24 protein-coding genes, 1 tRNA gene and 1 other RNA gene are annotated in these 24,539 nt (G+C 67.2%); 12 read left to right on the forward strand and 14 right to left on the reverse strand.

Annotated features, from left to right (window positions below; all coding sequences use genetic code 11):
• On the forward strand, positions 1–1,050 hold the full coding sequence (gene ligD, locus QUE68_RS02150; RefSeq protein WP_284224294.1) for a non-homologous end-joining DNA ligase: 1,050 nt from the start codon (positions 1–3) through the stop codon (positions 1,048–1,050).
• Positions 1,051–1,163: 113 nt separating this feature from the next.
• On the opposite strand, the gene QUE68_RS02155 is transcribed toward ligD, so the two are convergent.
• The 5 genes from QUE68_RS02155 to QUE68_RS02175 all read right to left on the reverse strand — a co-directional run bounded on the left by QUE68_RS02155 (position 1,164) and on the right by QUE68_RS02175 (position 4,695).
• The gene (locus QUE68_RS02155) at positions 1,164–1,445 is read right to left on the reverse strand and encodes a DUF3761 domain-containing protein (RefSeq protein WP_284232344.1); all 282 of its coding nucleotides are present in this window, start codon (positions 1,443–1,445) and stop codon (positions 1,164–1,166) included.
• Between the two features lie 43 nt (positions 1,446–1,488).
• Positions 1,489–2,553, reverse strand: coding sequence for an NAD(P)H-dependent amine dehydrogenase family protein (locus tag QUE68_RS02160; RefSeq protein ID WP_284224296.1), 1,065 nt, complete (start codon positions 2,551–2,553; stop codon positions 1,489–1,491).
• 48 nt (positions 2,554–2,601) lie between these two features.
• Positions 2,602–3,627 (reverse strand): S1C family serine protease, encoded by a 1,026-nt coding sequence (locus QUE68_RS02165; RefSeq protein ID WP_284232347.1) that lies wholly within the window; start codon positions 3,625–3,627, stop codon positions 2,602–2,604.
• An 83-nt stretch (positions 3,628–3,710) separates the two neighbouring features.
• Positions 3,711–4,529 (reverse strand): hypothetical protein, encoded by an 819-nt coding sequence (locus tag QUE68_RS02170; RefSeq protein ID WP_284232349.1) that lies wholly within the window; start codon positions 4,527–4,529, stop codon positions 3,711–3,713.
• 80 nt (positions 4,530–4,609) lie between these two features.
• Positions 4,610–4,695: transfer RNA gene (locus QUE68_RS02175), tRNA-Ser, on the reverse strand.
• A 78-nt stretch (positions 4,696–4,773) separates the two neighbouring features.
• On the opposite strand from QUE68_RS02175, the gene ffs reads away from it, so the two are divergent.
• The 3 genes from ffs to QUE68_RS02190 all read left to right on the forward strand — a co-directional run bounded on the left by ffs (position 4,774) and on the right by QUE68_RS02190 (position 8,130).
• Positions 4,774–4,870, forward strand: an RNA gene (gene ffs / locus QUE68_RS02180) — signal recognition particle sRNA small type.
• A 50-nt stretch (positions 4,871–4,920) separates the two neighbouring features.
• Positions 4,921–6,210, forward strand: coding sequence for an aminotransferase class I/II-fold pyridoxal phosphate-dependent enzyme (locus QUE68_RS02185; protein WP_284232351.1), 1,290 nt, complete (start codon positions 4,921–4,923; stop codon positions 6,208–6,210).
• 36 nt (positions 6,211–6,246) lie between these two features.
• Positions 6,247–8,130 carry a DNA polymerase III subunits gamma/tau gene (locus QUE68_RS02190; RefSeq protein WP_284232352.1) on the forward strand — a complete coding sequence of 628 codons (1,884 nt, stop codon included), beginning with the start codon at positions 6,247–6,249 and terminating at the stop codon, positions 8,128–8,130.
• On the opposite strand, the gene QUE68_RS02195 is transcribed toward QUE68_RS02190, so the two are convergent.
• The gene (locus tag QUE68_RS02195; protein WP_284232354.1) at positions 8,127–9,452 is read right to left on the reverse strand and encodes a class I SAM-dependent methyltransferase; all 1,326 of its coding nucleotides are present in this window, start codon (positions 9,450–9,452) and stop codon (positions 8,127–8,129) included. The genes QUE68_RS02190 and QUE68_RS02195 overlap by 4 nt on opposite strands.
• Positions 9,449–10,828, reverse strand: coding sequence for an FAD-binding oxidoreductase (locus tag QUE68_RS02200; RefSeq protein ID WP_284232356.1), 1,380 nt, complete (start codon positions 10,826–10,828; stop codon positions 9,449–9,451). The genes QUE68_RS02195 and QUE68_RS02200 overlap by 4 nt, the downstream gene beginning before the upstream one ends.
• Before the next feature lie 90 nt (positions 10,829–10,918).
• Here QUE68_RS02200 and QUE68_RS02205 point away from each other — a divergent pair, with 90 nt between their 5' ends.
• Positions 10,919–11,359 carry an SRPBCC family protein gene (locus QUE68_RS02205; protein ID WP_286275088.1) on the forward strand — a complete coding sequence of 147 codons (441 nt, stop codon included), beginning with the start codon at positions 10,919–10,921 and terminating at the stop codon, positions 11,357–11,359.
• Positions 11,360–11,363: 4 nt separating this feature from the next.
• On the opposite strand, the gene QUE68_RS02210 is transcribed toward QUE68_RS02205, so the two are convergent.
• Positions 11,364–12,167 (reverse strand): Rv3717 family N-acetylmuramoyl-L-alanine amidase, encoded by an 804-nt coding sequence (locus QUE68_RS02210; RefSeq protein WP_455012728.1) that lies wholly within the window; start codon positions 12,165–12,167, stop codon positions 11,364–11,366.
• 109 nt (positions 12,168–12,276) lie between these two features.
• Here QUE68_RS02210 and QUE68_RS02215 point away from each other — a divergent pair, with 109 nt between their 5' ends.
• The 4 genes from QUE68_RS02215 (at position 12,277) to QUE68_RS02230 (ending at position 14,605) form a co-directional block, all read left to right on the forward strand.
• A complete protein-coding gene (locus QUE68_RS02215) occupies positions 12,277–12,609 on the forward strand; it encodes a YbaB/EbfC family nucleoid-associated protein (RefSeq protein ID WP_284224304.1) in 333 nt (110 codons plus the stop codon).
• A 1-nt stretch (position 12,610) separates the two neighbouring features.
• Positions 12,611–13,222: a recombination mediator RecR gene (gene recR / locus QUE68_RS02220; RefSeq protein ID WP_284224305.1), complete on the forward strand. Its 612-nt coding sequence runs from the start codon at positions 12,611–12,613 to the stop codon at positions 13,220–13,222.
• A gap of 10 nt (positions 13,223–13,232) precedes the next feature.
• Positions 13,233–13,631, forward strand: a complete 399-nt coding sequence (locus QUE68_RS02225; protein WP_284224306.1) for a hypothetical protein — start codon at positions 13,233–13,235, stop codon at positions 13,629–13,631.
• A 122-nt stretch (positions 13,632–13,753) separates the two neighbouring features.
• Complete coding sequence (locus QUE68_RS02230) at positions 13,754–14,605, forward strand: hypothetical protein (protein ID WP_284224307.1); 852 nt, start codon at positions 13,754–13,756, stop codon at positions 14,603–14,605.
• Between the two features lie 67 nt (positions 14,606–14,672).
• Here QUE68_RS02230 and QUE68_RS02235 read toward each other — a convergent pair whose 3' ends face one another.
• Both QUE68_RS02235 and QUE68_RS02240 read right to left on the reverse strand, forming a co-directional pair.
• Positions 14,673–15,344 carry a type 1 glutamine amidotransferase gene (locus tag QUE68_RS02235; protein WP_286275721.1) on the reverse strand — a complete coding sequence of 224 codons (672 nt, stop codon included), beginning with the start codon at positions 15,342–15,344 and terminating at the stop codon, positions 14,673–14,675.
• A 47-nt stretch (positions 15,345–15,391) separates the two neighbouring features.
• On the reverse strand, positions 15,392–16,645 hold the full coding sequence (locus QUE68_RS02240) for a Mur ligase family protein (protein WP_284224309.1): 1,254 nt from the start codon (positions 16,643–16,645) through the stop codon (positions 15,392–15,394).
• Between the two features lie 98 nt (positions 16,646–16,743).
• Between QUE68_RS02240 and QUE68_RS02245 the strand changes: the two genes are divergently transcribed.
• On the forward strand, positions 16,744–17,733 hold the full coding sequence (locus QUE68_RS02245) for a DEDDh family exonuclease (RefSeq protein WP_284224310.1): 990 nt from the start codon (positions 16,744–16,746) through the stop codon (positions 17,731–17,733).
• A gap of 58 nt (positions 17,734–17,791) precedes the next feature.
• On the opposite strand, the gene QUE68_RS02250 is transcribed toward QUE68_RS02245, so the two are convergent.
• Both QUE68_RS02250 and leuA read right to left on the reverse strand, forming a co-directional pair.
• Positions 17,792–18,178 carry a PLDc N-terminal domain-containing protein gene (locus QUE68_RS02250; RefSeq protein ID WP_284224311.1) on the reverse strand — a complete coding sequence of 129 codons (387 nt, stop codon included), beginning with the start codon at positions 18,176–18,178 and terminating at the stop codon, positions 17,792–17,794.
• A gap of 46 nt (positions 18,179–18,224) precedes the next feature.
• A complete protein-coding gene (gene leuA / locus QUE68_RS02255; RefSeq protein WP_284224312.1) occupies positions 18,225–20,036 on the reverse strand; it encodes a 2-isopropylmalate synthase in 1,812 nt (603 codons plus the stop codon).
• A 289-nt stretch (positions 20,037–20,325) separates the two neighbouring features.
• On the opposite strand from leuA, the gene QUE68_RS02260 reads away from it, so the two are divergent.
• Positions 20,326–21,186, forward strand: coding sequence for a DNA/RNA non-specific endonuclease (locus tag QUE68_RS02260; protein WP_284224313.1), 861 nt, complete (start codon positions 20,326–20,328; stop codon positions 21,184–21,186).
• Positions 21,187–21,247: 61 nt separating this feature from the next.
• Entirely contained in the window at positions 21,248–22,126 is an 879-nt protein-coding gene (locus QUE68_RS02265; RefSeq protein ID WP_284224314.1) for a caspase family protein, read from the forward strand.
• An 8-nt stretch (positions 22,127–22,134) separates the two neighbouring features.
• Here the strand turns inward: QUE68_RS02265 and QUE68_RS02270 are convergent, their stop codons facing one another.
• Together QUE68_RS02270 and QUE68_RS02275 are read right to left on the reverse strand one after the other, a co-directional pair.
• The gene (locus QUE68_RS02270) at positions 22,135–23,811 is read right to left on the reverse strand and encodes a CHAT domain-containing protein (protein WP_284232357.1); all 1,677 of its coding nucleotides are present in this window, start codon (positions 23,809–23,811) and stop codon (positions 22,135–22,137) included.
• Positions 23,812–23,873: 62 nt separating this feature from the next.
• Positions 23,874–24,533, reverse strand: coding sequence for a helix-turn-helix domain-containing protein (locus tag QUE68_RS02275; RefSeq protein WP_284224316.1), 660 nt, complete (start codon positions 24,531–24,533; stop codon positions 23,874–23,876).
• Positions 24,534–24,539 lie beyond the last annotated feature (6 nt).

Genomic DNA, 24,539 nt, shown 5'->3' on the forward strand with positions numbered 1-24,539 from the left:
ATGGCAAGTCCGGCAACCGAAGTCGACGTCGACGGCGTGGCCGTCCGCTTGACGAGCCCCGACAAGGTGTTCTTCCCCGAGCTGGGCGCAGGCGGGACCAAGCGCGCCCTCCTCGACTTCTATCTCGCGGTCGCTCCGCCCATGCTCGCGGTGCTGCGGGACCGACCCACCCATCTGCAACGGTTCCCCGACGGTATCGAAGGCGAGGAGGTCTACCAAAAGCGCGTTCCCGCAAAGCATCCCGACTATCTCGAGACCTGCCAGGTGACCTTCCCGTCGGGTCGGACCGCAGATGCCCTCAAGGTGACGCATGCGTCGGCCATCGCCTGGGCCGTGCAGATGGGCACCGTCACGTTCCATCCATGGCAGGTGCGCTGCCCCGACGCCGAACATCCCGACGAACTGCGCATCGACCTGGATCCCCAGCCGGGCACCGGATTCACCGACGCGCGGGAGATCGCCGTCGAGGTGCTCAAGCCCGTGCTCGACGAACTGGGCATCGTGGGCTACCCGAAGACGTCGGGCGGCCGCGGCGTACACGTCTTCATCCGGATCGCACCGGAGTGGGACTTCATCGCCGTCCGCAGGGCGGGTATCGCGCTCGCCCGGGAAGTCGAGCGGCGGGCGCCGGACCGGGTGACGACGTCGTGGTGGAAAGAAGAAAGGGGGCAGCGGTTGTTCATCGACTACAACCAGAACGCGCGGGACCGCACCTTCGCCTCAGCGTACTCGGCCAGGCGCACGCCGATCGCCACCGTGTCCACCCCACTGTCGTGGAAGGAGCTGGCGACGGCCGACCCCGACGACTACACGATCGTCACGGTACCGAAACTCGTTGCCGGCCGCGATGATCCGTGGGCCGACATAGAGAAGGTGGCGCACTCCATCGAGCCGCTTCTGGAGATGGCCGCCGCCGACGAGAAGCGCGGGCTCTTCGATCTGCCCTATCCGCCGAGCTACCCCAAGATGCCGGGCGAGCCGCCGCGCGTACAGCCGAGCAAGAAGGTCGCCGCGCATTGGGACGCCAAGGGCAACCCGATCGCGGACTAGTCAGGCCGTCGAGCTACTCCGCCACCCACCCGTTGTGAAGTGTGTGCGAACTTCGGGCCGCCTTTTCGCACAGAGTTCACGAGTGACGAGCTGTGCAGAACAGCGGGCCGTCGCTATCCCGCCACCCACTTGGCGACCCCGCCGTTCTCCGCGCACGTGCCCCGGTAACTCGGTTGTTGAGTGAACGAGATCGAACCGTCTTGGCACATGGCCACGCTCACGCCAGGCGGCGGCGGTGCGGGGGATGGAGGCGGTGGGGGTGTCGGGTCCCAGCCGCATCGGTTGATGACGGGCGGGTCGGTCACCGGGCAGGCCGGAGGGTCCGCCATCGCCACCGACTGGCTCAACAGCATGGCTGCGGGGATCAACGCGCTCGCCACGAGAAGTCGAAGCACGATCCCTCCTCTGCACGCTCCAGTGAGCCTCCGATCCTATCGGTCAACCGACCGGCACCACGCCTCGCGGCAGGATGAGCGGCAGGTCGTTGTACGTCACGATGCCCGGCGCGGCGGCGACCACCGCGGGGATCGCATTGAGCGGGGGAGTGGCGGTCATGATGTGGCCCAGCACCATGAACTCCTCCAGCGTGGTGGCCTCGAAGTCCGGTGGCGGCAGGAAGCCGACCTTCATCGTCACCGTTGGGCGTCCAGCCACCTCGATGACCCAGCCGTCCTGTTCGATCTTCCAATCGGGCACCAGCGTCTGTCCCTTGCGCCACCGGACGTTGATCTCCACGACCGACTTGCCGCCGACGATGCCCTGCCAGCTGGCGTACACACCGGCCACGCAGCCCGCCGGGATCGTCCACGAGCCGAGGTCGAGGTCTTCGGTGGTCTCCGCGTACTCGGCGTCGCAGCGGACCTCGTCGAGTTCGATGCCGAGCGCGTCGGCGACCATGCGCACCGCCTCACCGAACACGCCGGTGCCGGAGGCGGTCATCGCCTGCAGATCGGGATTGTCGATGGGCTGACCGAAGCCGACCGGCTTCTCCGTCGCCGGAGAGTCGTAGAAGGTGGTGTCAGCGGCTTCGTCGACGGTGATCTTGTCCACGCGGTCGCAGATTCCCGCTGCCACGATCGACAGCTGGTTGACGTACCCGGGGCTAATGCCGGAGCCGAACATCGTCGAGCCGCCCCGCTCGCAGGCGGCGGCGATCTTCTCCCGGCCGTCGCCCTGGTTGTGCCCGGTGATGAAGGACGCGGTGGCGACGACGTTGACCCCGGCGGAGAGGATCGTCACCAACTCGTCGACGTCGATCCACATCGGGTTGTAGACCACGCAGTCGGGCTTGAGCGCGAGGAGCGCGGCGACATCGTCGGTCGCGGTGACGCCCATCGGCGCGATGCCCGCGAGTTCGCCGACGTCACGGCCCACCTTGTCGGGTGACCAGGCGTAGCACCCGACGAGTTCGAGGGACGGATTGCGTGCAATCGCGGCGACGGAACTCTTGCCGACGTTGCCCGTCGTCCACTGGACGACACGGTAGGGAGTGGTGTTTGGCACTCGCTCAGCATAGAAGCGCGACGGACGTTGCCGACGCGTTTGGCCAAGTCAGGAGGAGAGCGCCGCCTTGCCGGTCAACTGCTGTCCCGCGCGGTCGATCCAGACCAGATCCACGACGTCGCCCGGGTAGTGGCGGTCGAGTACGTCGGTGAGTTCGTTGGCCGAGTTCACCGGTGCGCCGTCGATGCTGAGGAGGACGTCGCCATCGCGGAGCCCGGCCTGTTCCGCTGGGCCGCCGCGCAGTACCTCGAAGAGGATGACTCCGGGCAGTGACTCGGACTGGGACCGGCCGTTCACCCCGACGCCGAGCAGCGTCGGTGGGCCGATGTGCACGGTCGACGTCGGTGCTCCCGAGCGGATCTGGCCCGCTGTCGCCAGCGCATCGTTGATCGGGATGGCGAAGCCCGAGCCACCGGGATCCATGCGGAAGTTCACCGTCGCGGCCGTGGTCACGCCGACGACCTGGCCGGCAGCGTTGACCACCGGTCCGCCGGAATCCCCGGCCCGGACCGGCGCGGCGATCTCGATCAGGCCGACCGCCTGTTCGGAGCTTCCGGTGAGTTCGTCCGTGGCGGTGATGGTGCGGCCGAAACCGACCACCTCGCCTGCCTCCCTGGTGAGCGGGCTTCCCGAGCCCCTGGCGTTGCCAAGCGCGACGACGGGATCACCGACGGCGAGCAGCGACGAATCACCCAATGGGGCGGCGGGCAGGCCACCCGCGCCACGCAGCTGCAGCACCGCGATGTCGCGGTTGCGGTCGTACCCGACGAGGTCGGCCTGATAGGGACGGCCGGCGACGGTCACGGTGACGTTGTCGGCGCCCTGAACCACGTGGAAGTTGGTCATGACGGCCCCGCCGGCATCCAGGACGATGCCGGTACCGGCACCGGTGGCGCGCTGGTAGCTGATGGTCGTGTCGATTCTGGCCACGCTTGGCGCGATCTGGTCGGCGACGATGGTGAGATCAACGGGCGCCGCCGACGCCGGGGCTGGTGCCGTCAGGACTCCCGAGACGGCAAGTACCGCCACGACGACTGCCACGACGAGTCGCCACCAGGACTGGAACCTGTGCATGGACCACCTTTCGCCTGAGTAGTCGCAAGTACCCACAATCTTGACGTCCATACCGTGGGCTGTCGACGAACCGGACGGTGACGTCAGTCGTCGAGGGCTACTCCGCGGCGCGAGCGCCCGAACAGCCGCGTGGTCGACTTGCCGTTCGGGCGTCGGTTGCGCAACTTGCTATCGGGCTCATCGGCGTCGGGTGGGTCCGCGTTACCGGGGCCGTCGGGCTCGACCTCATCGGTCGCAGCCGCTTCAGCCGTCTCAACCGGCTCAGCGCTCGCTTCGGCCTCGGCGGGCTCGTCGGTCTTCTCCAAGGTGACGGGCTCGGGAACGTCGTCGGCCTCGGTTTCCGCGGCCTCGGTGGCGGGCTCCTCTGGCTCGATGGCGTCGACGTCCTCAGTGACGAGCGTCTCCTCGTCGTCGCGCTCGGACTGGCGGCCGCGACGGCGGGTCTGACTCTTGGGCCGAAGCGGCTTCGGCGGAGGCGGCGGCAGCTCGGCGGCGAACGCGAGGTAGAAGCTGAGCGCCCCCAGGATGGCGATCGCGGCCGCGGCCCCGTAGACGGCGAACAGGGTGGGCCCGGCCGCGTCCAGGCTGACCCAGATCTCGCTGATCGCGGCACCGACGATGAGTGCCCCGGCCAGAACGTGCAACACGATCGACCAGAACCGCAGCGACAGGGCGAGCCGAGGCGTGCCGAACTCCGGCCTCCGCGTCCGCAGCAACGTCAGGACGACCGGCAGCGCCGCCAGCCCGATGAGGGCTCCGCACACGAGGCGCATCGGCAAACCGAGGCCGACGGGCCACTCGCCGGTCAGCTCGAACCAGCGGGGCAGCACGAAGAAGAAGTAGAGAGCACCCGCGATGACGAAGAAAAATGCGTGCCACAGGACCGCGATCCAGCGCCGCATACTCCTCCTCGAGTCAGTTGGGGCGTTCAAAGGGCCGGGACGCGGCCAGGCATACCTGCCTGACCGCACCCGCACCAGCGCGGAGGATAGGGGATTTGAACCCCTGAGGGCTATTAACCCAACCCGCGTTCCAGGCGAGCGCCATAGGCCACTAGGCGAATCCTCCGCGGGCCATGTTAGCCGACCGGACTCCGTGCTCGTCACGAGCAGCGCGCAACCCCCTCGGGCGGGGGTACTACACTCGTCTCGGACCCCGCGCGGCGTCCATCCTGTGAACTCCCCCAGGGCCGGAAGGCAGCAAGGGTCAATGGGCTCTGGCGGGTGCGCGGGGTCCCCTTTCTCATTCACGGCCATGGCTTACGGCCCCCACGGCCCCAATGAAAGGCCCGCCGTGTCGTTTCCGTCCCTCGGCCGTGACGAAGTGCAGGCGCAGCACGACCTGCAGCGCCGCAACTATGCCGAGCTGCAGGCCAAGAAGCTCAGCCTGGACCTGACCCGCGGCAAGCCGTCGCCGGAGCAACTCGACCTGTCCAACGACCTGTTGACGCTGCCGGGTGCCGACTTCCGCGACGGTGACGGCACCGATACCCGCAACTACGGCGGTCTGCACGGGCTGCCCGAGCTGCGCGCGATCTTCGGCGAGCTGCTCGGCATCCCGGTGCAGAACCTGATCGCCGGAAACAACGCCAGCCTCGAGATGATGCACGACATCGTGGTCTTCTCCCTGCTGCACGGCGGCGTCGACTCCGTCCGGCCGTGGGTCGAGGACCAGCGCGACGGCAGCGGCGTCAAGTTCCTCTGCCCGTCACCCGGCTACGACCGTCACTTCGCGATCACCGAGAGCTTCGGCATCGAGATGATCCCCGTCCCGATGGGCGAGGACGGGCCGGACGTAGACCTCGTCGAGGAACTGGTCGCCAACGACCCGTCGATCAAGGGAATGTGGTGCGTGCCGGTCTTCTCCAACCCGACGGGTACCACCTACTCCTGGGAGAACGTCCGGCGGCTCGTCCAAATGCGCACCGCCGCAACCGATTTCCGGCTGTTCTGGGACAACGCCTACGTCGTGCACACGCTGACCCACGACTTCGTCCGTCAGGTCGACGTGCTGGGGCTCGCCGCCAAGGCGGGCAACCCGAATCGGCCGTACGTCTTCGCGTCGACGTCGAAGATCACCTTCGCGGGGGCGGGCGTCAGCTTCTTCGGCGGCTCACTCGGCAACGTCGCCTGGTACCTGCAGCACGCCGCCAAGAAGACGATCGGGCCCGACAAGGTGAACCAGTTGCGCCATCTACGCTTCCTCGGCGACGCCGACGGCGTGCGCTTGCACATGCAACGCCACCAGGAGCTGTTGGCGCCCAAGTTCGCCCTCGTCGCAGAGATCCTCGAAGACCGCCTCGGGGAGTCCAAGATCGCATCGTGGACCGAACCCAAGGGCGGTTACTTCGTCAGCCTCGACGTCTGGCCGGGCACCGCCAGGCGCACGGTCGCGCTCGCCAAGGATGCGGGTATTGCCGTGACCGAGGCGGGCTCATCGTTCCCTTATCGGAAAGACCCGGAGGACAAGAACATTCGGATCGCTCCGTCGTTCCCGTCCGTGGCTGATCTGACCGGGGCGATCGATGGCCTCGCCACATGTGCTCTGCTCGCCGCCACCGAGTCGCTGCTGGAGCGCGGCTAGTCGCCACGCGTCGGCGACCACCAGTAGCCTGCTTCCGTGGCTCTCTACCGCAAGTACCGACCAGCGACCTTCGCCGAGGTGGTCGGGCAGGAACACGTCACCGAGCCGCTGTCCACCGCGCTCGAGTCGGGCCGCATCAATCACGCGTATCTGTTCTCCGGTCCGCGCGGCTGCGGCAAGACCTCGTCGGCCCGCATCCTGGCGCGTTCACTGAACTGCGAACGCGGTCCTACCCCGACGCCCTGCGGTGTGTGCGATTCCTGCGTGGCGCTGGCCCCCAACGGCCCGGGCAACGTCGACGTCGTCGAACTCGACGCGGCGAGCCACGGCGGCGTCGATGACACGCGTGAGCTGCGCGACCGCGCGTTCTACGCCCCCGCCCAGTCGCGCTACCGCATCTTCATCATCGACGAGGCACACATGGTCACCACCGCGGGCTTCAACGCGCTGCTGAAGATCGTGGAGGAGCCACCGGAACACCTGATCTTCGTGTTCGCGACGACGGAACCCGAGAAGGTGTTGCCCACCATCCGCTCGCGCACCCATCACTATCCGTTCCGGCTGTTGGCACCCAAGACCATGCGCAGTCTGCTGGAACGCATCTGTGCGCAGGAGGACGTCACCGTCGACGACGCGGTGTACCCGTTGGTGATCCGCGCCGGCGGCGGCTCTCCCCGCGACACGCTGTCGGTGCTCGACCAGTTGCTCGCGGGCTCCGATGGCAGCGTCGTCGCCTACCCGCGCGCGCTGGCTCTGCTCGGCGCCACCGACCTCGCGCTGATCGACGCGTCGGTCGACGCGCTCGCCGCCGGCGACGCCACGGCGCTCTTCGGCGCGGTCGAGTCGCTCATCGACGCCGGCCATGACCCGCGCCGTTTCGCCACCGATCTACTCGAGCGGTTCCGCGACCTCATCGTGCTGCAGGCCGTGCCCGACGCCGCGTCGCGGGGTGTCGTCGACGCCCCCGACGACGTCCTGGAGCGCATGCGCGACCAGGCCGCGCGGCTCGGCACGGCGACCTTGACCCGCTATGCCGAGGTGGTGCACGCCGGTCTCGGCGAGATGCGCGGCGCCACCGCACCACGGCTGCTGCTCGAGGTCGTCTGCGCGCGACTGCTGCTGCCCTCCGCGAGTGACACGGAAGCCGCTCTGCTGCAACGCATCGAGCGTCTAGAGACGCGGTTGAACGTGTCCATTCCGGCCGATGAGGCATCCCACGCCGGCGTGGCCGTCGAGGCGGCGCCCGCAAAGCAGTTCACCCGCCGCAGTACCTCGCCCGAGCCCGACGAGCCCGACGAGCCAGACGAGCCCGCCGAGCCCGTGGCCGCACCGCCGGAGGCACGGGTGGAGGCCAAGCCAATCCCGCCGGTGGCGCCCCCGAAACCGCCGCCGGTCGAGCCGACGCCGCCACCCGTGGCGCCGCCGACGCGAACGGAGCCCGTGGCGGCAGCGAGTGCCGACCCCGCGCCGACGGGTGAGCCCGACGCGGCTGTCGTGCGCAGCATGTGGTCGACCGTCCGTGACAAGGTGCGCGAACGCCGACGCCCCACGGACGTCATGCTCGACGGTGCCATCGTGCTTGCGGTCGAGGGCGACACCCTGGTACTGAGCCACGTGTCACCGCCGTTGGCGAGTCGCCTCAACGAGGCGCGCAACGTCGAGATCATTCGGGACGCACTGAAGGACGCGCTCGGCGTGAACTGGAACATCCGTTGCGAGGCGGGATCGCCCACTGCGGCCACACCGGCCGCTCGCCCGCAGCGCGTTGTCGAGACGCCGCCGCCTCCGCCCGAGGAGGACGAGGAGAGCATGCTCGCCCAAGCCGTCCACGAGCAGACCGGTCCGCGTCGCGATCCGGAGGAGGTCGCGTTGGAACTCCTTCAGAGCGAGCTGGGGGCGCGTCGGATCGAGGGTGCCTAGGCCGTCCACCAGGGCCGTAGCGGCAAGTCGCCGTCGCCGCCCTTGTTGTCCAGCTTGACCGCCAGAACCTGGTGCAGCTGAACGACATTCGTCTCGAAACCCAATCGGGAGCCGGCCATGTACAGCCCCCACACCTTGGCGGTGGGCAAGCCGACCTCTGCGACGGCCTCGTCCCAGTGCTCGACGAGGTTGGCACACCAGTCGCGCAGCGTCATCGCGTAGTGGTGGCGCAGGTTCTCTTCGTGCACCACCTCGAGCCCGATGTCCTGCGCCTCGGTGATGATGCGGCCCGACCCCGTCAACTCCCCGTCGGGGAAGACGTAGCGGTCGATGAACCCCCCCGCTGCGGACCCGCTGCGATTGTCCGGCCGGGTGATGCTGTGATTCAAGAGCATTGCGCCAGTGCGCATCTTGGACTTGAGGAACCGAAAGTACGACGGGTAGTTCTGCACGCCGATGTGCTCGGTCAAACCGATCGAGGAGACCGCGTCGAAGCCGGATTCGCGGACGTCGCGGTAGTCACCGTGGCGGACCTCGGCGAGATGCGACAGCCCCTCCTCGGCGATCGCGTGCTGTGCCCATGCCGCCTGCTCCTTGGACAACGTGACGCCGACGGCCTTCACGCCGTGGCGGGCCGCGTAGCGCACCATGCTGCCCCAGCCGCAGCCGACGTCGAGCAGGCGGTCGCCGGGTTGCAGACGCAGCTTCTCGAACACCAGCCGGTACTTGTTGTCCTGCGCTGCTTCGAGACTCGCTTCGCGGTCCGGATAGCAGGCGCAGGTGTAGGTCATCGAGGGGCCGAGCACCCACTCGTAGAACGTGTTCGACACGTCGTAGTGGTGATGGATGGCGTCGGCATCGCGGGACTTGCTGTGCCGCAACCCCTCTGCGATGCGACGCCACCGCGGCAACGCTTCCTGCGGCGGCGGGGAGATCGGCCGCAGGTGCTCGACGCCGATCGACCGCACGATGGTGGCCAGCATCCGGGCCGACGGACGCTTGAACGCCAGCTTGTCGGCCAGCGCGCGAAGCAGATCGTAGGGGTCGCCGGGGTGTACGCCGTGCATCTCGACGTCGCCCGACACGTAGGCGCGCGCGAGACCCAATTCGCCGGGTGACGTCGCGAGGTAGGTGGTGCCGCGCGGGGTCCGCAGGTCCAGGCCGATCTCGGCGTCCGCAGGTCCCGCGGAACTGCCGTCGTAGGCCGTGAACTTTAGCGGCATGTCGTCACCAGCAGCGAACATCTCGAGGATCTCGGCGAGCGTGAGCCGGCCAGCTACCGCGTTAGTGGATTCCGCGGGAACTTCTTTGTAGGTCGTCATCTTCTTAGCACCGCCTTCGCATACAGGTCGAGCAGCCGGGAGTCGGGGTCGTACGTCTTCTTGACCGTGTCGTATGTCTCGCCGCCGTAGAGCTCGTTGAACTCGTCGGGAGAGTAGTACGCATCCGAGTACAGGGACTTGTGGCCATCCAGCTTGCTGACTTTCTCCTCGATCAGGCGGTTCATCGCACCCTCTTCCGCGCCGGCCGGCACCGAAGACCAGAAGCCTATGTTGACGTAGGTCTGATGTGCGGCAATCGGGTACAGCGGCCAGCCCTCCTCGTCGCGCAGGCGCAGTGGACACAGCCAGATGGGCTCGATCGGGACGTTGTCCAGGAACCAGCTCACGAATTCGGCAGTGCGTCCGACCGGGACCTCGATGTCCTGCACGACCCGTTCCAACGGTGGTCTGCCGTGGCGTTTCTCCAGCCGGTCGGCGATGGCGAACCGACGGTCGTAGGCGATCAGCTTCCAATAGAAGCTGCTGCGCCGATAGCGCCGCGGCCAGAGCCGCCGGATCGTGGGGTTCTGCGCGCCAAAGGCCCGTGAGCACCAGAACCAATCGGTGTCCCAGCGCCACAGGTAGTCATGAATCGTCAAGCGGTCATCCTTGACACCCGTCGGATGCTGAATGGACCGGTAATAGACGTCGCGGCCGGTGTAGTCGCTGACCGGTCCCGATGTCGAGGTCTGCACGCCGACGCAGAGATAGGACTCCTCGGCGGTGAAGACCACGCCGTCGAGGTAGTGCACGGGCGCGCCGTCGAGGCCGCCCGTCTCGACGATGCGCTCCATGGTCGCGACGAGGTCGGTCAGCGAATGGAACCGCAGGTGTCGAAGTGCGACGAACGGCTTGACCGGTTCCAGTTCGATCTTCAAGCGCACCGTATAACCAAGAGTCCCATAGGAATTGGGGAACGCACTAAACAGATCCGAGTGGAGGTCTCGACTTGCGGTCACGACTTCGCCGGCCCCGGTGAGGATGTCCATCTCGATGACCGACTCGTGCGGTAGGCCGTTGCGGAACGAGGCCGACTCGATGCCGAGTCCCGTCACCGCACCGCCCAGGGTGATGGTCTTCAACTGCGGTACCACCAGCGGAGACAACCCGTACGGAAGCGTGGCGGCGACGAGGTCCTCATACGTGCACATCCCCGCAACGTCGGCGGTGCGCGCGTCGGGATCGACGCCGATCACGCCCGTCAGTCCGGAGACGTCGAGCCCCTTCGCGGTGGCCTTCTCGCGAGCGCGAAACAGGTTCGAGGTGGGCTTGGCCAGACGCACGGTGGCGTTGGGCGGGATGGCGCGGTAGCTCTCCAGCAGTCTTCGTACGCCTGCTGCGTGAGCCGACTGCGCTTCGATCGATGCAACAGTCACGGATATACGCTAGACCCCCGGTGGCAACCGATGCGACCGCACCGACCCGGGATCACACCCGTTCACCCCTCGATCTAGGAGTCTTCACCGATGGGACAGGTCAGCGCCTCTAGCACTGTCATGATCAACGCCGAACCCGATGCCGTGCTCGCGGCGGTCGCCGATTATCAGACGGTTCGGCCGAAGATCCTCTCCTCTCATTACAGCGGCTACCAGGTGCTCGAGGGTGGCCATGGCGCGGGCACCGTCGCCACCTGGAAGCTGCAGGCCACCAAGTCGCGGGTCCGCGACGTGAAGGCCACCGTCGACGTGGCCGGCCACACGGTCATTGAGAAGGACGCCAACTCGACGATGGTCACCAACTACACCGTCGCCCCCGCGGGACCCGGTTCGTCGGTCACAGTTAAGACGTCATGGGACGGCGCCGGAGGGGTCAAGGGTTTCTTCGAGAAGACCTTCGCGCCGCTGGGCCTGCGCAAGATCCAGGCCGAGGTGCTGGGGAATCTGAAGAATCAGGTCGAGTCGAACTAGTTACTCAGGCGGTGACCCGCGGCGGCCTGGTCGCCAGGAAGCCCGCGATGCCGCGCACGACGGCGTCGGCGTACTTCTGCCTGCCCTCGGCGCTCTCGATCAACGCCGTGTCGGCGGGGTTCTTCATGTTGCCCAACTCGACGAGGACCGACGGGTACTGCGCCAGGTTCAGCCCGGCCAGATCGGCCCGCGGGTACAGCCCACCCTGGCCGATGTAGTTGGCGGGCATCAAGCCGGCGGCCTGCAGTTGGTCGCGCATGGTCTGGGCGAACTGGACCGACGGCCCCGCTTGCGCCTGGTTGAGCGGCGGCGACGAGTAGTTGACGTGGAAGCCCCGTCCGGTGGCGGGCCCACCGTCGGCGTGGATCGACACGATGGCGTCCGGCTTCAGCGCGTTGGCCATCGCCGCCCGCTCGTCGACGCAGGCGGCGACGCCGGTGTCGTCGCCGCGGGACATCGCGGTGCGCACGCCGAGCGCGGTCAACTCCTGCCGGATGCGCAGCACCGTCTCCCAGTTGAAGGAGTGCTCGGGGTAGCCGCTGTCGGTCGAGGTGCCGCTCGTCTGGCAGTCCTTCGTCCCGCCGCGTCCCGTGGGGACCTGCTTGGTCAGCGATGCATCGTTGGAGCCGTTGTGGCCGGGGTCGAGGAAGACGATCATCCCGGTGATGTTGGCGGGGGCAGCGGCAGCGGTCGGGACGCCCGCGGTTCCGAGCGAGATGGCGACGAGGAGGCCGACGGCCAGGACGGCGCCGACACGTAGGGGAGAAGGTGCGTGCGGTGATGAGCGCAAGCGAAGAACATGGGACACGGCGCCAAGGTAGCGCGCGGGACGACTAGGCTGAGGCGGAAAATCGCCGCGCGCGGGCGACAGCAATCAACTCGAGACCCAACTGCTATCAACATGCAAGGGGACACGGATGCAACCCGGCCAACCGCCCGACATGTCAGCGCTCCTCGCGCAGGCCCAGCAGGTCCAGCAGCAGTTGATGGAGGCGCAGGAGGCGCTGGCCGGCGCGGAGGTCCACGGGCAGGCCGGTGGCGGTCTGGTGCAGGTCACGATGAAGGGCAGTGGCGAGGTGATCGCCGTCGCGATCGACCCGAAGGTCGTCGACCCCGACGACGTCGAGACGCTCCAGGACCTCGTCATCGGCGCGATCAAGGATGCCTCCCGGCAGGTCACCTTGATGGCGCAGAGCAAGCTCGGCCCGCTCGCCGGCGGCCTTGGCGGGCTCGAACTGCCGGGGCTCTGACTTGTTCGAGGGTCCGGTCCAGGATCTGATCGACGAACTGGGCAAGTTGCCTGGGATCGGGCCGAAGAGCGCTCAGCGCATCGCGTTTCACCTGTTGTCGGTCGAGCCGCCGGACATCGACCGGCTGACGGCCGTCCTCGGCAAGGTCCGCGACGGTGTGCAGTTCTGTTCGGTGTGCGGCAACGTCTCCGACGACGAACGCTGCCGCATCTGCTCGGATTCGCGACGGGACGCCTCGCTCGTATGCGTCGTCGAAGAACCCAAGGACGTCGCGGCCGTCGAGCGAACCCGCGAATTCCGCGGCCGCTACCACGTGCTGGGTGGTGCGTTGGATCCGCTGTCGGGAGTGGGGCCCGATCAGCTCCGAATTCGCGAGCTGCTCAACAGAATTGGTGAGCGCGTCGATGGCGTGGACGTGGCGGAGGTCATCATCGCCACCGACCCCAACACCGAGGGTGAGGCGACGGCCACGTATCTGGTGCGCATGCTGCGCGACATTCCCGGGCTGACCGTCACCCGCATCGCCTCCGGGCTGCCGATGGGCGGTGATCTGGAGTTCGCCGACGAGCTCACCTTGGGACGCGCTCTGACCGGCCGCCGGGCGATGGCCTAGGTTGGCGCTCATGTCGGACGAGGAGTTCAAGGTCGAGGTGGAACTCGGCGACGAGGCGCACCACCTGTCGTTCTGGGAGCGGCTGCGGTCGCTGAACGTCGACGACGAGGCCCGCAAGCGGCTGGGCAGTCGGGTGACGGTGACCCGCGACGGCAACCGGATTCAGCTGTACACCCACAGCCTGGCGGACGCCCGCGCGGCCGAGCAGAACGTCCGTGACCTGGTCGTCGCCGACGGCATCACCGCCGAGTACACGACTACGCGGTGGAGCGGGGACACGCAGGCGTGGGTCGACCCTGCCGATGGTGACGAGGTCGCCGACGATGCGCCGGACGTGCCCGTACCCGATCCGAGCTACGTAATCCTCGAGGCCTACAAGCCGGACTTCCTGCGCGATCTGGGCCTGTAGCGCGGGGGCCGCGCAGGCCGCAAGCCCCGCGGCGACACATAAACGTTGGCGACGACGCGCCGACCTGAGTCGCCCAGACTTATGCCTCGCGGTCTGTCGGTGGGCGCTGTCAAGGTTTGGGGGTGGCAGCGGTCTTCTCCGGGAGTCAGGCGATGGCGTCTGGGCAGCTGACCCGCCACCGACTACGAACCCGTTTCGAGGCAGTCCATCCCAACGTCTACGTCGCGGAGTTTGGGGTGCTGACGCCCGCTGACCGGGCGCGGGCGGCCTTGCTCTGGTCCAAGGGCCGTGGTGTCGTGGCGGGACTGACGGCTTCGGCGTTGCATGGAGCGCGCTGGATGGACGGCGACGAACCCGTCGAGATGATCTGGCGGAACCAGCATGCTCCCGACGGGGTGCTCACCCGCAACGAACGCGTCGAGGACGACGAGATCGTGGTCATCGACGGGATCACGATGACGACTACGCCGCGTACTGCTCTCGACCTTGCTCGACATCTCGAACGCGACGCCGCCGTGGCGCGTCTGGACGCGCTGGCGCACGCGACGGGAATCACAGCAGATGACGTCGACCCACTGCTGGTTCGCCATCGTGGCAGCCGCGGCACTCGGCGGGCGCGCGAGTCGATCGCGTTGATGGATGCCGGTGGCACGTCGCCGAAGGAGACCTGGCTGCGGCTCCTCCTCCTGGATGCGGGACTACCGAAACCGCAAGCGCAGTTGATGGTTCACAACGGTGACCACTATCCGCTTGCCTATTTGGATCTCGGCTGGCAGCAGTACATGGTTGCGGTGGAGTATGACGGCGACCACCACCGCAAAGATCGCAAGCAGTACCTCAAGGACATCAGCCGACTGCGGATGCTCGAACGACTGGGGTGGATCGTCATCAGAGTGGTCGCGGAGGATCACCCGCTCGACGTAGTACGTCGCGTGCAGACAACCCTCGCAAGCCGCGGCTTCCGCGACACATAATCGTTGGCGACGACACGCCGACCGACGCCGCCGAGGCTTATGTCTCGGCGGGTGCCGCCCTCGTCGTCTAGACCCGGCGCGGTGCCGCGAGTCGTTCACGGCGCAGCTGAGCCACCTCGGAAAGTTCCAGTGGCGCCAGCGGGCCGACGACCGCCGACAGCAGGTGATCGCTGAGTTCGGGGTTGCGTGCCAGGCACGGGCCATGCAGATAGGTCGCGACGATGCTGCCCTGCACGGCGCCGTCGAAGCCATCCCCGTCGCGGTTGCCCGCGCCCTTGGTGACTGCCGCCAGCGGACGGGCCTGAGGACCGAGAACCGTTCCGCCGCGGTGGTTTTCGAATCCCGTCAAGGTTTGCGTCAAACCGTCCACCAGCGGCTGGGAGACCACTTCGCCAATGGTCCGCTTCGGCTGCGGTGACGTCGTCACGTCGAGGATGCCGACACCGTCGACGCGTTCACCCGACGAGGTCTCGTACCAGTGGCCGAGCACTTGAATGGCCGCACAGATCGCCAGCACGGGGGCACCGCGCTCGGCGGCCCGCTGCAGGCCGGGGTACTGGATCAGATGCTTCGTCGCAAGCCGCTGGGCGTAGTCCTCGGCGCCGCCGAGCGTGTACAGGTCCAACGAGTCGGGCACCGGGTCGGCCAGCGTGATCTCGACGATCTCGGCATCGAAACCCCTCAGCCGCAACCGTTCTCGCAGTACCACGGCGTTACCGCCGTCGCCGTAGGTGCCCATCACGTCGGGCAGCACCAGCCCGATCCGAACGGCCGATTCGGTCGACTTCACGGCAGCCGCCGGTTGAGTTGCAGGAAGGCGGTGTAGTTGGCGATCACCTCGACGTGGCCCGGTGGGCACGACGCGATGGCCTTCACGGTGTCGTGCACCAGGGTGTGTCCGACGCCCGCGTAGCCGAGGCGTACCGCGAGGTCGGTGCCGCGTTCGCCCGCGGCCACGACGGCGGTGGCTCGGCCATCTGCTCTTGGCGCAAGCGGCTCATCGGCGAACCCCTCGAAGCGCACGTCCCACAGCCACGACAGGTCCTCCCCGTCGGGCACCTGGCCGTTCACCGCGATCACGACACCGGCGCCGTGCTTGTCCACCATCGACAGCGCCTCCTGCCAGCCCGCCGGGTTCTTGGCGAGCAGCAGGCGCACGGTGTGGTCGCCGAAGCGCACGGTGCGGTACCGGCCTGCGACCTCGTCGACGGTCGACACCGCGGCGACGGCGGCAGTGGGATCGGCGCCGAGGGCGACGGCCGCCGCGATCGCCTGGGTGGCGTTGCCGCGGTTGACCGCGCCGGGCAGGGCCAGCGTCATCGGCAGGACCAGACCGTCGGGGCCGTAGACGTTCTCGGAATCGTATGACCAGTGGGGCGTGGGGCGCTTGAAATCCGTACCCGTCGAATACCAATGCGCCTCTTCACGCACGATGATCTCACCGCTGCGAGGGCAGCTCACCGAGTCGTTCGCCCAACCGCCGCCGGCGGCCACCCACACCACGTCGGGGCTGTCGTACGCCGCGGAGGTCATCAGAACGTCGTCGCAATTGGCCACGACGACCGCACCCGGATGACGGGCCAGGCCGGAGCGCAGCGTCCGCTCGATGTGGTTGATCTCACCCACGCGGTCCAGTTGATCGCGGGACAGGTTGAGCAGGACGACCACCGACGGGTCTACGGCGTCGGCGACGTGTGGCACGTGCATCTCGTCGACCTCCAGCGCGGCCAGCTTCGCCTGCCGGGTGCCCGCGAGGGCCGCGATGAGCCCGGCGTCCATGTTGGCGCCTTCGGCGTTGGTGGCGACGGGGCCGATGGTGGCGAGCGCCGCGGCGGTCATCCTGGTGGTGGTCGACTTGCCGTTCGTGCCGGTCACGACGACGGTCCGGCGGCCCTTGCCCAGCTGACCGAGGATCGAGCGGTCCAGCTTCATCGAGACCAGGCCACCGATCATCGCGCCCGCACCTCGCCCGGTGACGCGGGACGCCCAGCGCGCCGCCGACCCCGCGCCGAGCGCGACTCGTCCTCGGGTCGTGATCATCTCCGGCAGTCTATGAGGGCAAAAGTAGGCGGGCGACACGCGGCATCGGCCGTCGAGGCTTGGCCGGGAATGTCCGAGGGCCGTGCCATCCTCGAAATGTGCGTCAAACGTTCGGCCGACCGGCTACCGAGCCCGGCGCGGGCTGGGCCGTCGTCGACGTCGAGACGACGGGGTTCCATCCGCGGCAGGCCCGCGTCGTCAGCGTGGCGGCGCTGGCCCTCGGCGATGACGGGAACGTCGAGAACAGCTTCGCCAGCCTGCTCGATCCGGGTGTCGATCCGGGCCCCACCCACGTCCACGGGCTGACTACCGAGATGCTGGCGGGCCAGCCGACGTTCGCGGACGTGGTCGGCCAGTTGAACGCGGTGCTCGAGGGCCGCACGCTGGTGGCGCACAATGTCGGCTTCGACTATGCCTTCCTGGCCAGTGAGGCGGAGCTCGTCGGTGCCGAGCTGCCCGTGGACAGCGTGATGTGCACCGTGGAGTTGGCGCGCAGGCTGGATCTCGGCGTCGAGAATTTGCGGCTCGAGACGTTGGCCGCGCACTGGGGTGTGACGCAGATGCGCCCGCACGACGCGCTCGACGACGCGCTGGTGCTCGCCCAGATCCTCAAGCCGTCTCTGGCCGGTGCGCACGACCGCAAGGCGTGGCTGCCGGTCCGTCCCGTGCGACGCCGGGGCTGGCCCAACGGGCAGGTGACGCACGAGGAGCTGCTGCCGCTGAAGACCATCGCGGCCAGGCTGCCGTGCGACTTTCAGAATCCCGGCCGGTTCGTCGCGGGCCGACCGCTGGTGCAGGGCATGCGGGTGGCGCTTTCGTCGGAGGTCAGCCACACCTACGAGGAACTCATCGAACGCATTCTGCATGCGGGCTTGGCGTATGCGGACGTCGTCGACCAGCAGACGTCGCTGGTGATCTGCGATGAGCTGGAGCCCGATCAGGGGCGCGGCTACCAGGCCCGCGAGATGGGGGTCCCGCTCGTGCGCGACGCCGACTTCATGTCGCTTCTCGAGCGGGTCGTCGGCGGCACCGACGTCGAGGCATTCAGCGACGCGACGCTCACCGGCGACCAGTTCACGCTCTTCTGAGCGATCAGCCCGGCGCGGGAGACCCGGCCGGGCTGATCTAACGAGTGTCCGCGTGAGACTAGGCCAGGGCCTTCGTCTTAAGTGAGTCGTATTCACCCGACGTGATGGTTCCGGCGTCGAGCAGTTCCTTGGCGTGTGCGATTTCCTCGGCAGGCGACCGTCCGGCGGCCTTCTTGATGTAGTCGTCGGTCTGCTGCTTGGCGGCCGCGGCGGCCTCGTGCGCCCGCACCGCCATGCCCTGACCGCGCACGATCAGATAGACCACCGCCGTCAGCCACGGAATCAGGAAGAGGAAGACGACCCAGATCGCCTTCACGACGCCGGACGTCTTGTGGTCGCGCCAGAACAGGTCCGTCAGGATCTGGAACAGCACCAAGAGGTACGCGATCCACGCGAAGATGATCAGGAAGTGCCACAAGAAATCCCAAGTAGAGCCCCAGTCCACGGCTACTCCTTAAACGTTTACAACACGCAACTTACGCAAGCGTCAGTTAACCACGCGCGGCACGATTGACGGCGGAGACCACCGCCCGCAGGGACGCCGTGGTGATCGACGTCGCAATGCCGACACCCCACACGGTCCTGCCGCCCACCGACGCCTCGACGTACGCCGCGGCCTGAGCTTCCTCGCCCGAGGACATGGCGTGCTCGGAGTAGTCGAGCACCGAGACGTCGAACCCGACGGCGCCGATGGCGTCGACGAACGCGGCCAGTGGGCCGTTGCCGGCTCCGACGATCTCCCGCTCGGCGCCTTCGACCTTGACCACGGCCGTGATCGTGTCGGTCCCGCCGTCTTCCTCGGCGGCGTCGACCTTCTGCCGGATCCGCTCCAGCGGCTTGATCGGCGAGAGGTACTCGTCGGCGAAGACGTCCCACATCTCCTTCGGGGACACCTCGCCGCCCTCGCCGTCGGTGATCTTCTGGATCGCCTGGCTGAACTCGATCTGCAGCCGCCGCGGCAGCGCCAGGCCGTGGTCGGCCTTCATGATGTAGGCGACGCCACCCTTGCCCGATTGTGAGTTCACCCGGATCACGGCCTCGTAGGTGCGGCCCACGTCCTTCGGGTCGATCGGCAGATACGGCACCTGCCAGAGGATGTCGTCGACGTCCGAGTCGGCATCGTCGGCGTCGACCTTCATGGCGTCCAGGCCCTTGTTGATGGCGTCCTGGTGGCTCCCGGAGAACGCCGTGTAGACCAGATCGCCTCCGTAAGGGTGCCTTTCGTGCACCGGCAGCTGATTGCAGTATTCGACGGTGCGGCGGATCTCGTCGATGTTCGAGAAGTCGATCTGCGGGTCGACGCCGCGGCTGAACAGGTTCAGACCCAGCGTCACCAGACAGACGTTCCCGGTGCGTTCGCCGTTGCCGAACAGGCAGCCCTCGATGCGGTCGGCCCCGGCCTGGTACCCCAATTCGGCTGCGGCAACGGCGGTTCCGCGGTCGTTGTGCGGGTGCAGGCTCAGGATGATCGAGTCGCGGCGAGCCAGGTTGCGGCTCATCCACTCGATCGAGTCGGCGTACACGTTCGGCGTGGCCATCTCGACGGTGGCGGGCAGGTTGACGATCAACGGCCGCTCGGGGGTGGGTTGGATGACGTCGGCGACGGCGTCGCACACCTCCTTCGCGTACTCCAGTTCGGTGCCGGTGTACGACTCGGGGGAGTACTCGAAACGCCATTGCGTATCAGGGTGTTTGGCGGCTTCTGCGACGCACATCTTGGCGCCGTCGGTGGCGATGGCCTTGACGGCAGCGCGATCGGCGCGGAACACCACGCGGCGCTGCAGGATCGACGTGGAGTTGTAGAAGTGCACGATCGCCCGCGGCGCGCCCGCGCAGGCTTCGAACGTCCGCTCGATCAGTTCGGGCCGGCACTGGGTGAGTACCTGGATCGTCACGTCGTCGGGGATCGCGCCCTGGGTGATGATCTCGCGGACGAAGTCGAAGTCGGTCTGGCTGGCCGACGGGAAGCCGACCTCGATCTCCTTGTAGCCCATGCGGACCAGCAGGTCGAACATGCGCCGCTTGCGTTCGGGGCTCATCGGGTCGATCAGGGCCTGGTTGCCGTCGCGCAGGTCGACCGCGCACCACATGGGTGCGGTGTCGACCACCTTGTCCGGCCAGGTGCGGTCAGCCAGGGTGACCGGTTCTACCTCGGCGGCGAAGGGGCGGTACCGGCTGACCGGCATCGAGGTGCCGCGCTGGGTGTTCCAGGCGGGCTGGCCGGGGTTGGCGGCCCCACTAGGCGTGTTGATGGTGCGCGCCGAGGTATACGCGTCGATCGAATGGGGATTGGGGTTGTTCACGGTTCTCGCTCCGGTTTGTGTCTGGAAGAAGTTCAGACCGGCGCATCAAGACAACCCGCGACGGGAAGCCAGTCTGGATCAGACCCCGTCGCGGCGTCCGAGGAGGAGCGACCGCTGCACGTCGAACACTGTACCAAGCCTGGACCCGCATGAACACCGACCTGGGTTACGTCGCACAGCCCCCCGAAATCGAGTAGTGCGTTACTCATGACCGATGGTCGCGAGGCCAGCACCATGGGTAGGAAGGGCAGAACGGTGGCCCCGACGGCTCACCCGAGGAGTTTCGACGATGATGACCACACGCGACGACTCATCGAGCCGACGCACCGGATATGACCCGGGCTTCGTCGGCGCGCGCGTCGGGCCACCTTCGGGCATCGACCCCGGCGACGCCGTCCTCGTGGACGGATCGCCCATCGTCGACTACACGCACTTCTCGCTCGAGCTCAGCAAGAGTCGACGACTCTGCCGGTGGGTGGCGTGGAACATCGACGGAGCCACCCTGCGCGGCGCGGGTAGCCCCGACCCGATCGGGCGTGACGACCTCGAATTCGTCACCGACAGCCGCATCGCCGCGGAGCTGCAGACCGGAAACGAGGTCTACGAGAACAACCGCTTGGACCGCGGCCACGTCGCCCGGCGCGCCGACCTGTTGTGGGGGGAACACGACGAAGCGGTACGCGCCAACGAGGATTCGTTCTACTTCACCAACATCACCCCGCAGATGGATGATTTCAATCAGTCCTCCCGTCATGGGGTTTGGGGCCGACTGGAGAACACGTTGCTCGAACACGTCGACGATGACAACTCGAGGGTCGCGGTCTTGGGCGGCCCGGTACTGGCGGACACCGATCCGTCCTATAGGGACGAAGTGCAGGTCCCGATCGAGTTCTGGAAGGTCTTCGTCTATCAGCGGGACGACGAAATCCGATCGCGAGCGTTCATCCTCACGCAGTCGTTGGACGGTCTGAAGTCGCGCGACCCGTTCGCCGAGTTCGTGACCGTCGAGAAGACCGTGGAAGAGCTAGCGGACACGGCGAAGGTCGCGTTCGACCCCGTGCTGCTCGAACTCCAGCATCGCGGCCGCCCCGCGACGCGTGCCCGCGCCGAGCGTCGAGTCGTAGAGCGGGAAGCCGACATCGAATGGTGAGGCATCGTCCCGAACCGCAATCTTCCGCAGGGACATCAACCAACAACGCAGGGAGTAGATCATGGGTAAGCATCAATCACTTCACATCGGGCTGAATCGCGTCGATCCAGACCAGTACGGCGGCTGGGACGGCCAACTGTCGGGTTGCATCAACGATGCGAAGGCCATGCAGAAGATCGCCGAAGATCGAGGCTTCGCCTCCGAGATGCTGATCGACGCCGATGCGACGATCGGCGCCGTGAAGGACAAACTCGACCTGTACGCAAGCGAATTGAGCGACGGCGACTTCCTCTTTCTGACCTACTCCGGCCACGGCGGACAGGTTCCCGATCAGAACGGCGACGAGATCGACGGCTACGACGAAACGTGGTGCCTCTACGACACCGAACTCGTCGACGATTCGCTCTACGGTGCGCTGTGCACGTTCAAGGCCGGCGTCCGGATCTTCATCATGTCGGACAGCTGTCACAGCGAGACCGTGGCTCGCCGCATACCTGGCCGCGACCGCATTGGCGCGCGAGAAGCGCTGCGCGCGTTCGTCGCCGATGAGCCGGGACCCAAGTCCAAGCGCGCGCCGCTGGAATACACGACCGCTGAATACGAGAAGAACGCGGACGCGTACGCAGCCCAGCAGACGTGGTGGGCGCCGAGGCAGATGCCGACGGATTCCCCTGCCAAGGTGGTGCTGATCTCGGGGTGCAAGGACGAGCAGACGTCGATGGACGGGAATGGCAACGGTGCCTTCACGGAGGCGTTCCTGAAGGTCTGGAGGCAACATGGCTTCGACTACCAGAAGACCTACAAGGATCTTCAGCTGGAGGTGCTCGCCGCCATCGTGAACTCCGACCAGGAACCTCAGATGTTCTCCTACGGCGTCGGTATCGAATCGATGCGGGCGCAGCGGCCGCTCACCGACGAGGACGCCACAGTGCCGATCTGAGAGCGGAACTAGCGACCGATCAACAGCGAGCCGAAGTCGTCGAAGCGCTCCCCGTACCGGTTGTCGAACTCCTCGACGACGGCCTTCTCCAGCACCGTGACATCAACGAGCTCGACTCGGTTCGGTGGTGGAGTACCCGCCAGCACGCCGTACTCCCAGACGATCGAATCGATGGCCACTGGTTGCCGTAGCTGCTGGGTGCCGATCGCGTCGAGAAGAGCCTGAGCGATCGCGGCATAGGGCGTGAACGTCGAGTTCGCCAGATAGTCAGCGAGTTTGGCGTCGCCACCGGGCAACGTCGTATCGATACCCGCCGCCGCAAGCGTCCGGACGAGTTCGGCCGGGTCGCCGGCATTGGAGCCCGGAACCGTCGACGTGCTGGGCGGCACGGCGGAAGACGTGCGCGGTTCCGCGACGGGTGAGGGCGAATCCGACGAATTGAGGAGAACGACGAGACCGACGCCACACGCCACGACCGCGACAGCGATCGCACCGACGATGGCCAGCATCCTTCTGTTGGGACCCGTTCGGATCGGGCCGCCGACGACCGGTGTACCAACAGCGGTCGGAGTAGGAGCGGGCGCAGCGGGCGCGATGGTGAACAACCTGGAGACGTCGCTCCGCACGTAGAGCACGGGCGTCACCCACTCCAGCGAGCCCGGGGTGCTAAGCAAGCCGACGCGCCCACTTCCGATGGCGTCGCCGAGGCTGCGTCCGCTGGCCAAGGCACTGTAGAGCCCGCGGGCGAACTTGGTGGCACCCGCGTCGCTGATGGAGAACTGCATGGCCGCCACGGCACTGATACCGCCCCGCACCAAGGTCGCCGCGGTGCTCGAGAACAGATCCTGCGCGCCGCTTCGTCCGGACTGGCACGAATTCAACACCACCAGAGCAGGTGTCGGCTGTGCCTCGTTCAGAAGGCCCGCGAGTCGGTCGGCTTCCACGAGATGGGTGCCGCCGACTTCGCCGACGAGCGCAATCACGCCTTGGTCGGTTCGTTCGTCGTAATCGCCGTGGCCGATGAAGTGCAGTACATGCCAGGTGCCGGACAACATCTCGTCTTGGACGTTCTCCCACGTCGCCTGCATCAGCCAGCTGAGCTGAACACGGCCGTCGGCGATCGGTTCGGCGAGGGCCTGGGATAGTTTCCGTCGCTCGGCCTCGACGTCCAGGGTGGCCAGCCCCTCGGGGGATGACACCAGAACGAGAACCTTCAGCGGCAGCGCGAGGGCGAGTGGCTCGGCGTCCTTCGACGGGATGTGACGGATTACGGGGTCGCTGAGGCCGATGTACTCACCGTTTTGACTGTCGTACATCGACTCCCACGGAATGGCGGCCAACCCGGGGACGTCCAGCCGGAGCACGACCTGCAACCGTTCGTTGCGCGCGTTGGCGGAATCGACACTGGCGCGATAGGCCTCGCCCACCGCTCCGCTGAAGAGTGCGTCGAACAGCTGCTGACCGACGGTGCGCAGCCGCTGCTCGCCCGGTGAGAGAAGTCGTCGGCCCGATACCGCCGATGCCAACACGGCCGTCTCCAGGTCGTCCCGCGAGTCGACGTAGGCCTTCGGATCCAGCTGCATCGTCGAGGTGGATCCCGCGCCCGAATCCGACCGCACCACGCGGACTGCGAACTGGCCGGCTGTCGGTGTGGAGATGATCTCCAACTCGATGACACTGGCCATGGGATGGAGTGTGGAACATGCAGCACCGGCTGTGGCGAAATCACGGAGATCGTTACCGCAAGTCAGATCTGCGAATCCGGGAAGGCGACCACCGACAGGAAGCGGATCGGCAACTCGACCAGGTCGACGGGGCCGTGGGCTCCCTCGCCGTCGAGTTGCAGCGAATCCCCGGGGTGCAGCCGATAGACCGACCGGCTGTGGCTGTAGTCCATGACACCGTCGAGCATGTAGATGAACTCCGTGCCCGGGTGCTGGAACAGCGGGTAGGTCCGGCTCTTCTCGGTCAAGGTCACCTCGAGGCACTCGAGCCGCTTGTGTTCACCGCGCAGCGACCCGAGCAACTGGTATTCGTGTCCTTCCCGCGTGCCGTTGCGAACGATCCGCGCGCCGGTGCCCGCCTTCACGAACGCCGCGGGCCGCTCCACGTCGGCGCCGCGAAACAGTGTGGTCACCGGCACGTCGAAACCCTTGGCCAGCAGCGCTAGCGTCGACAGGCTGCACGACGTCTGCGCGTTCTCGATCTTGCTCATCATCGCCTTGGAGATGCCGACCCGGGCGGCCATGTCGCCGACCGTCAGGCCCTGCTGCTGGCGGAGCTGACGCACGTTGCGGCCGATCGCGGCCTCGAACTCCACCTCGTCGACCGGCTCACTCGGATCGCGGTCGCGAGCGGTGCCGGACTCGTTGCGGAGCAACGGAACGGGCTCGTCGGGGAAGGCCACGGCTAC

Origin of the sequence: Mycolicibacterium sp. TUM20985 (assembly GCF_030295745.1) — a bacterium.
Lineage (GTDB): Bacteria > Actinomycetota > Actinomycetes > Mycobacteriales > Mycobacteriaceae > Mycobacterium.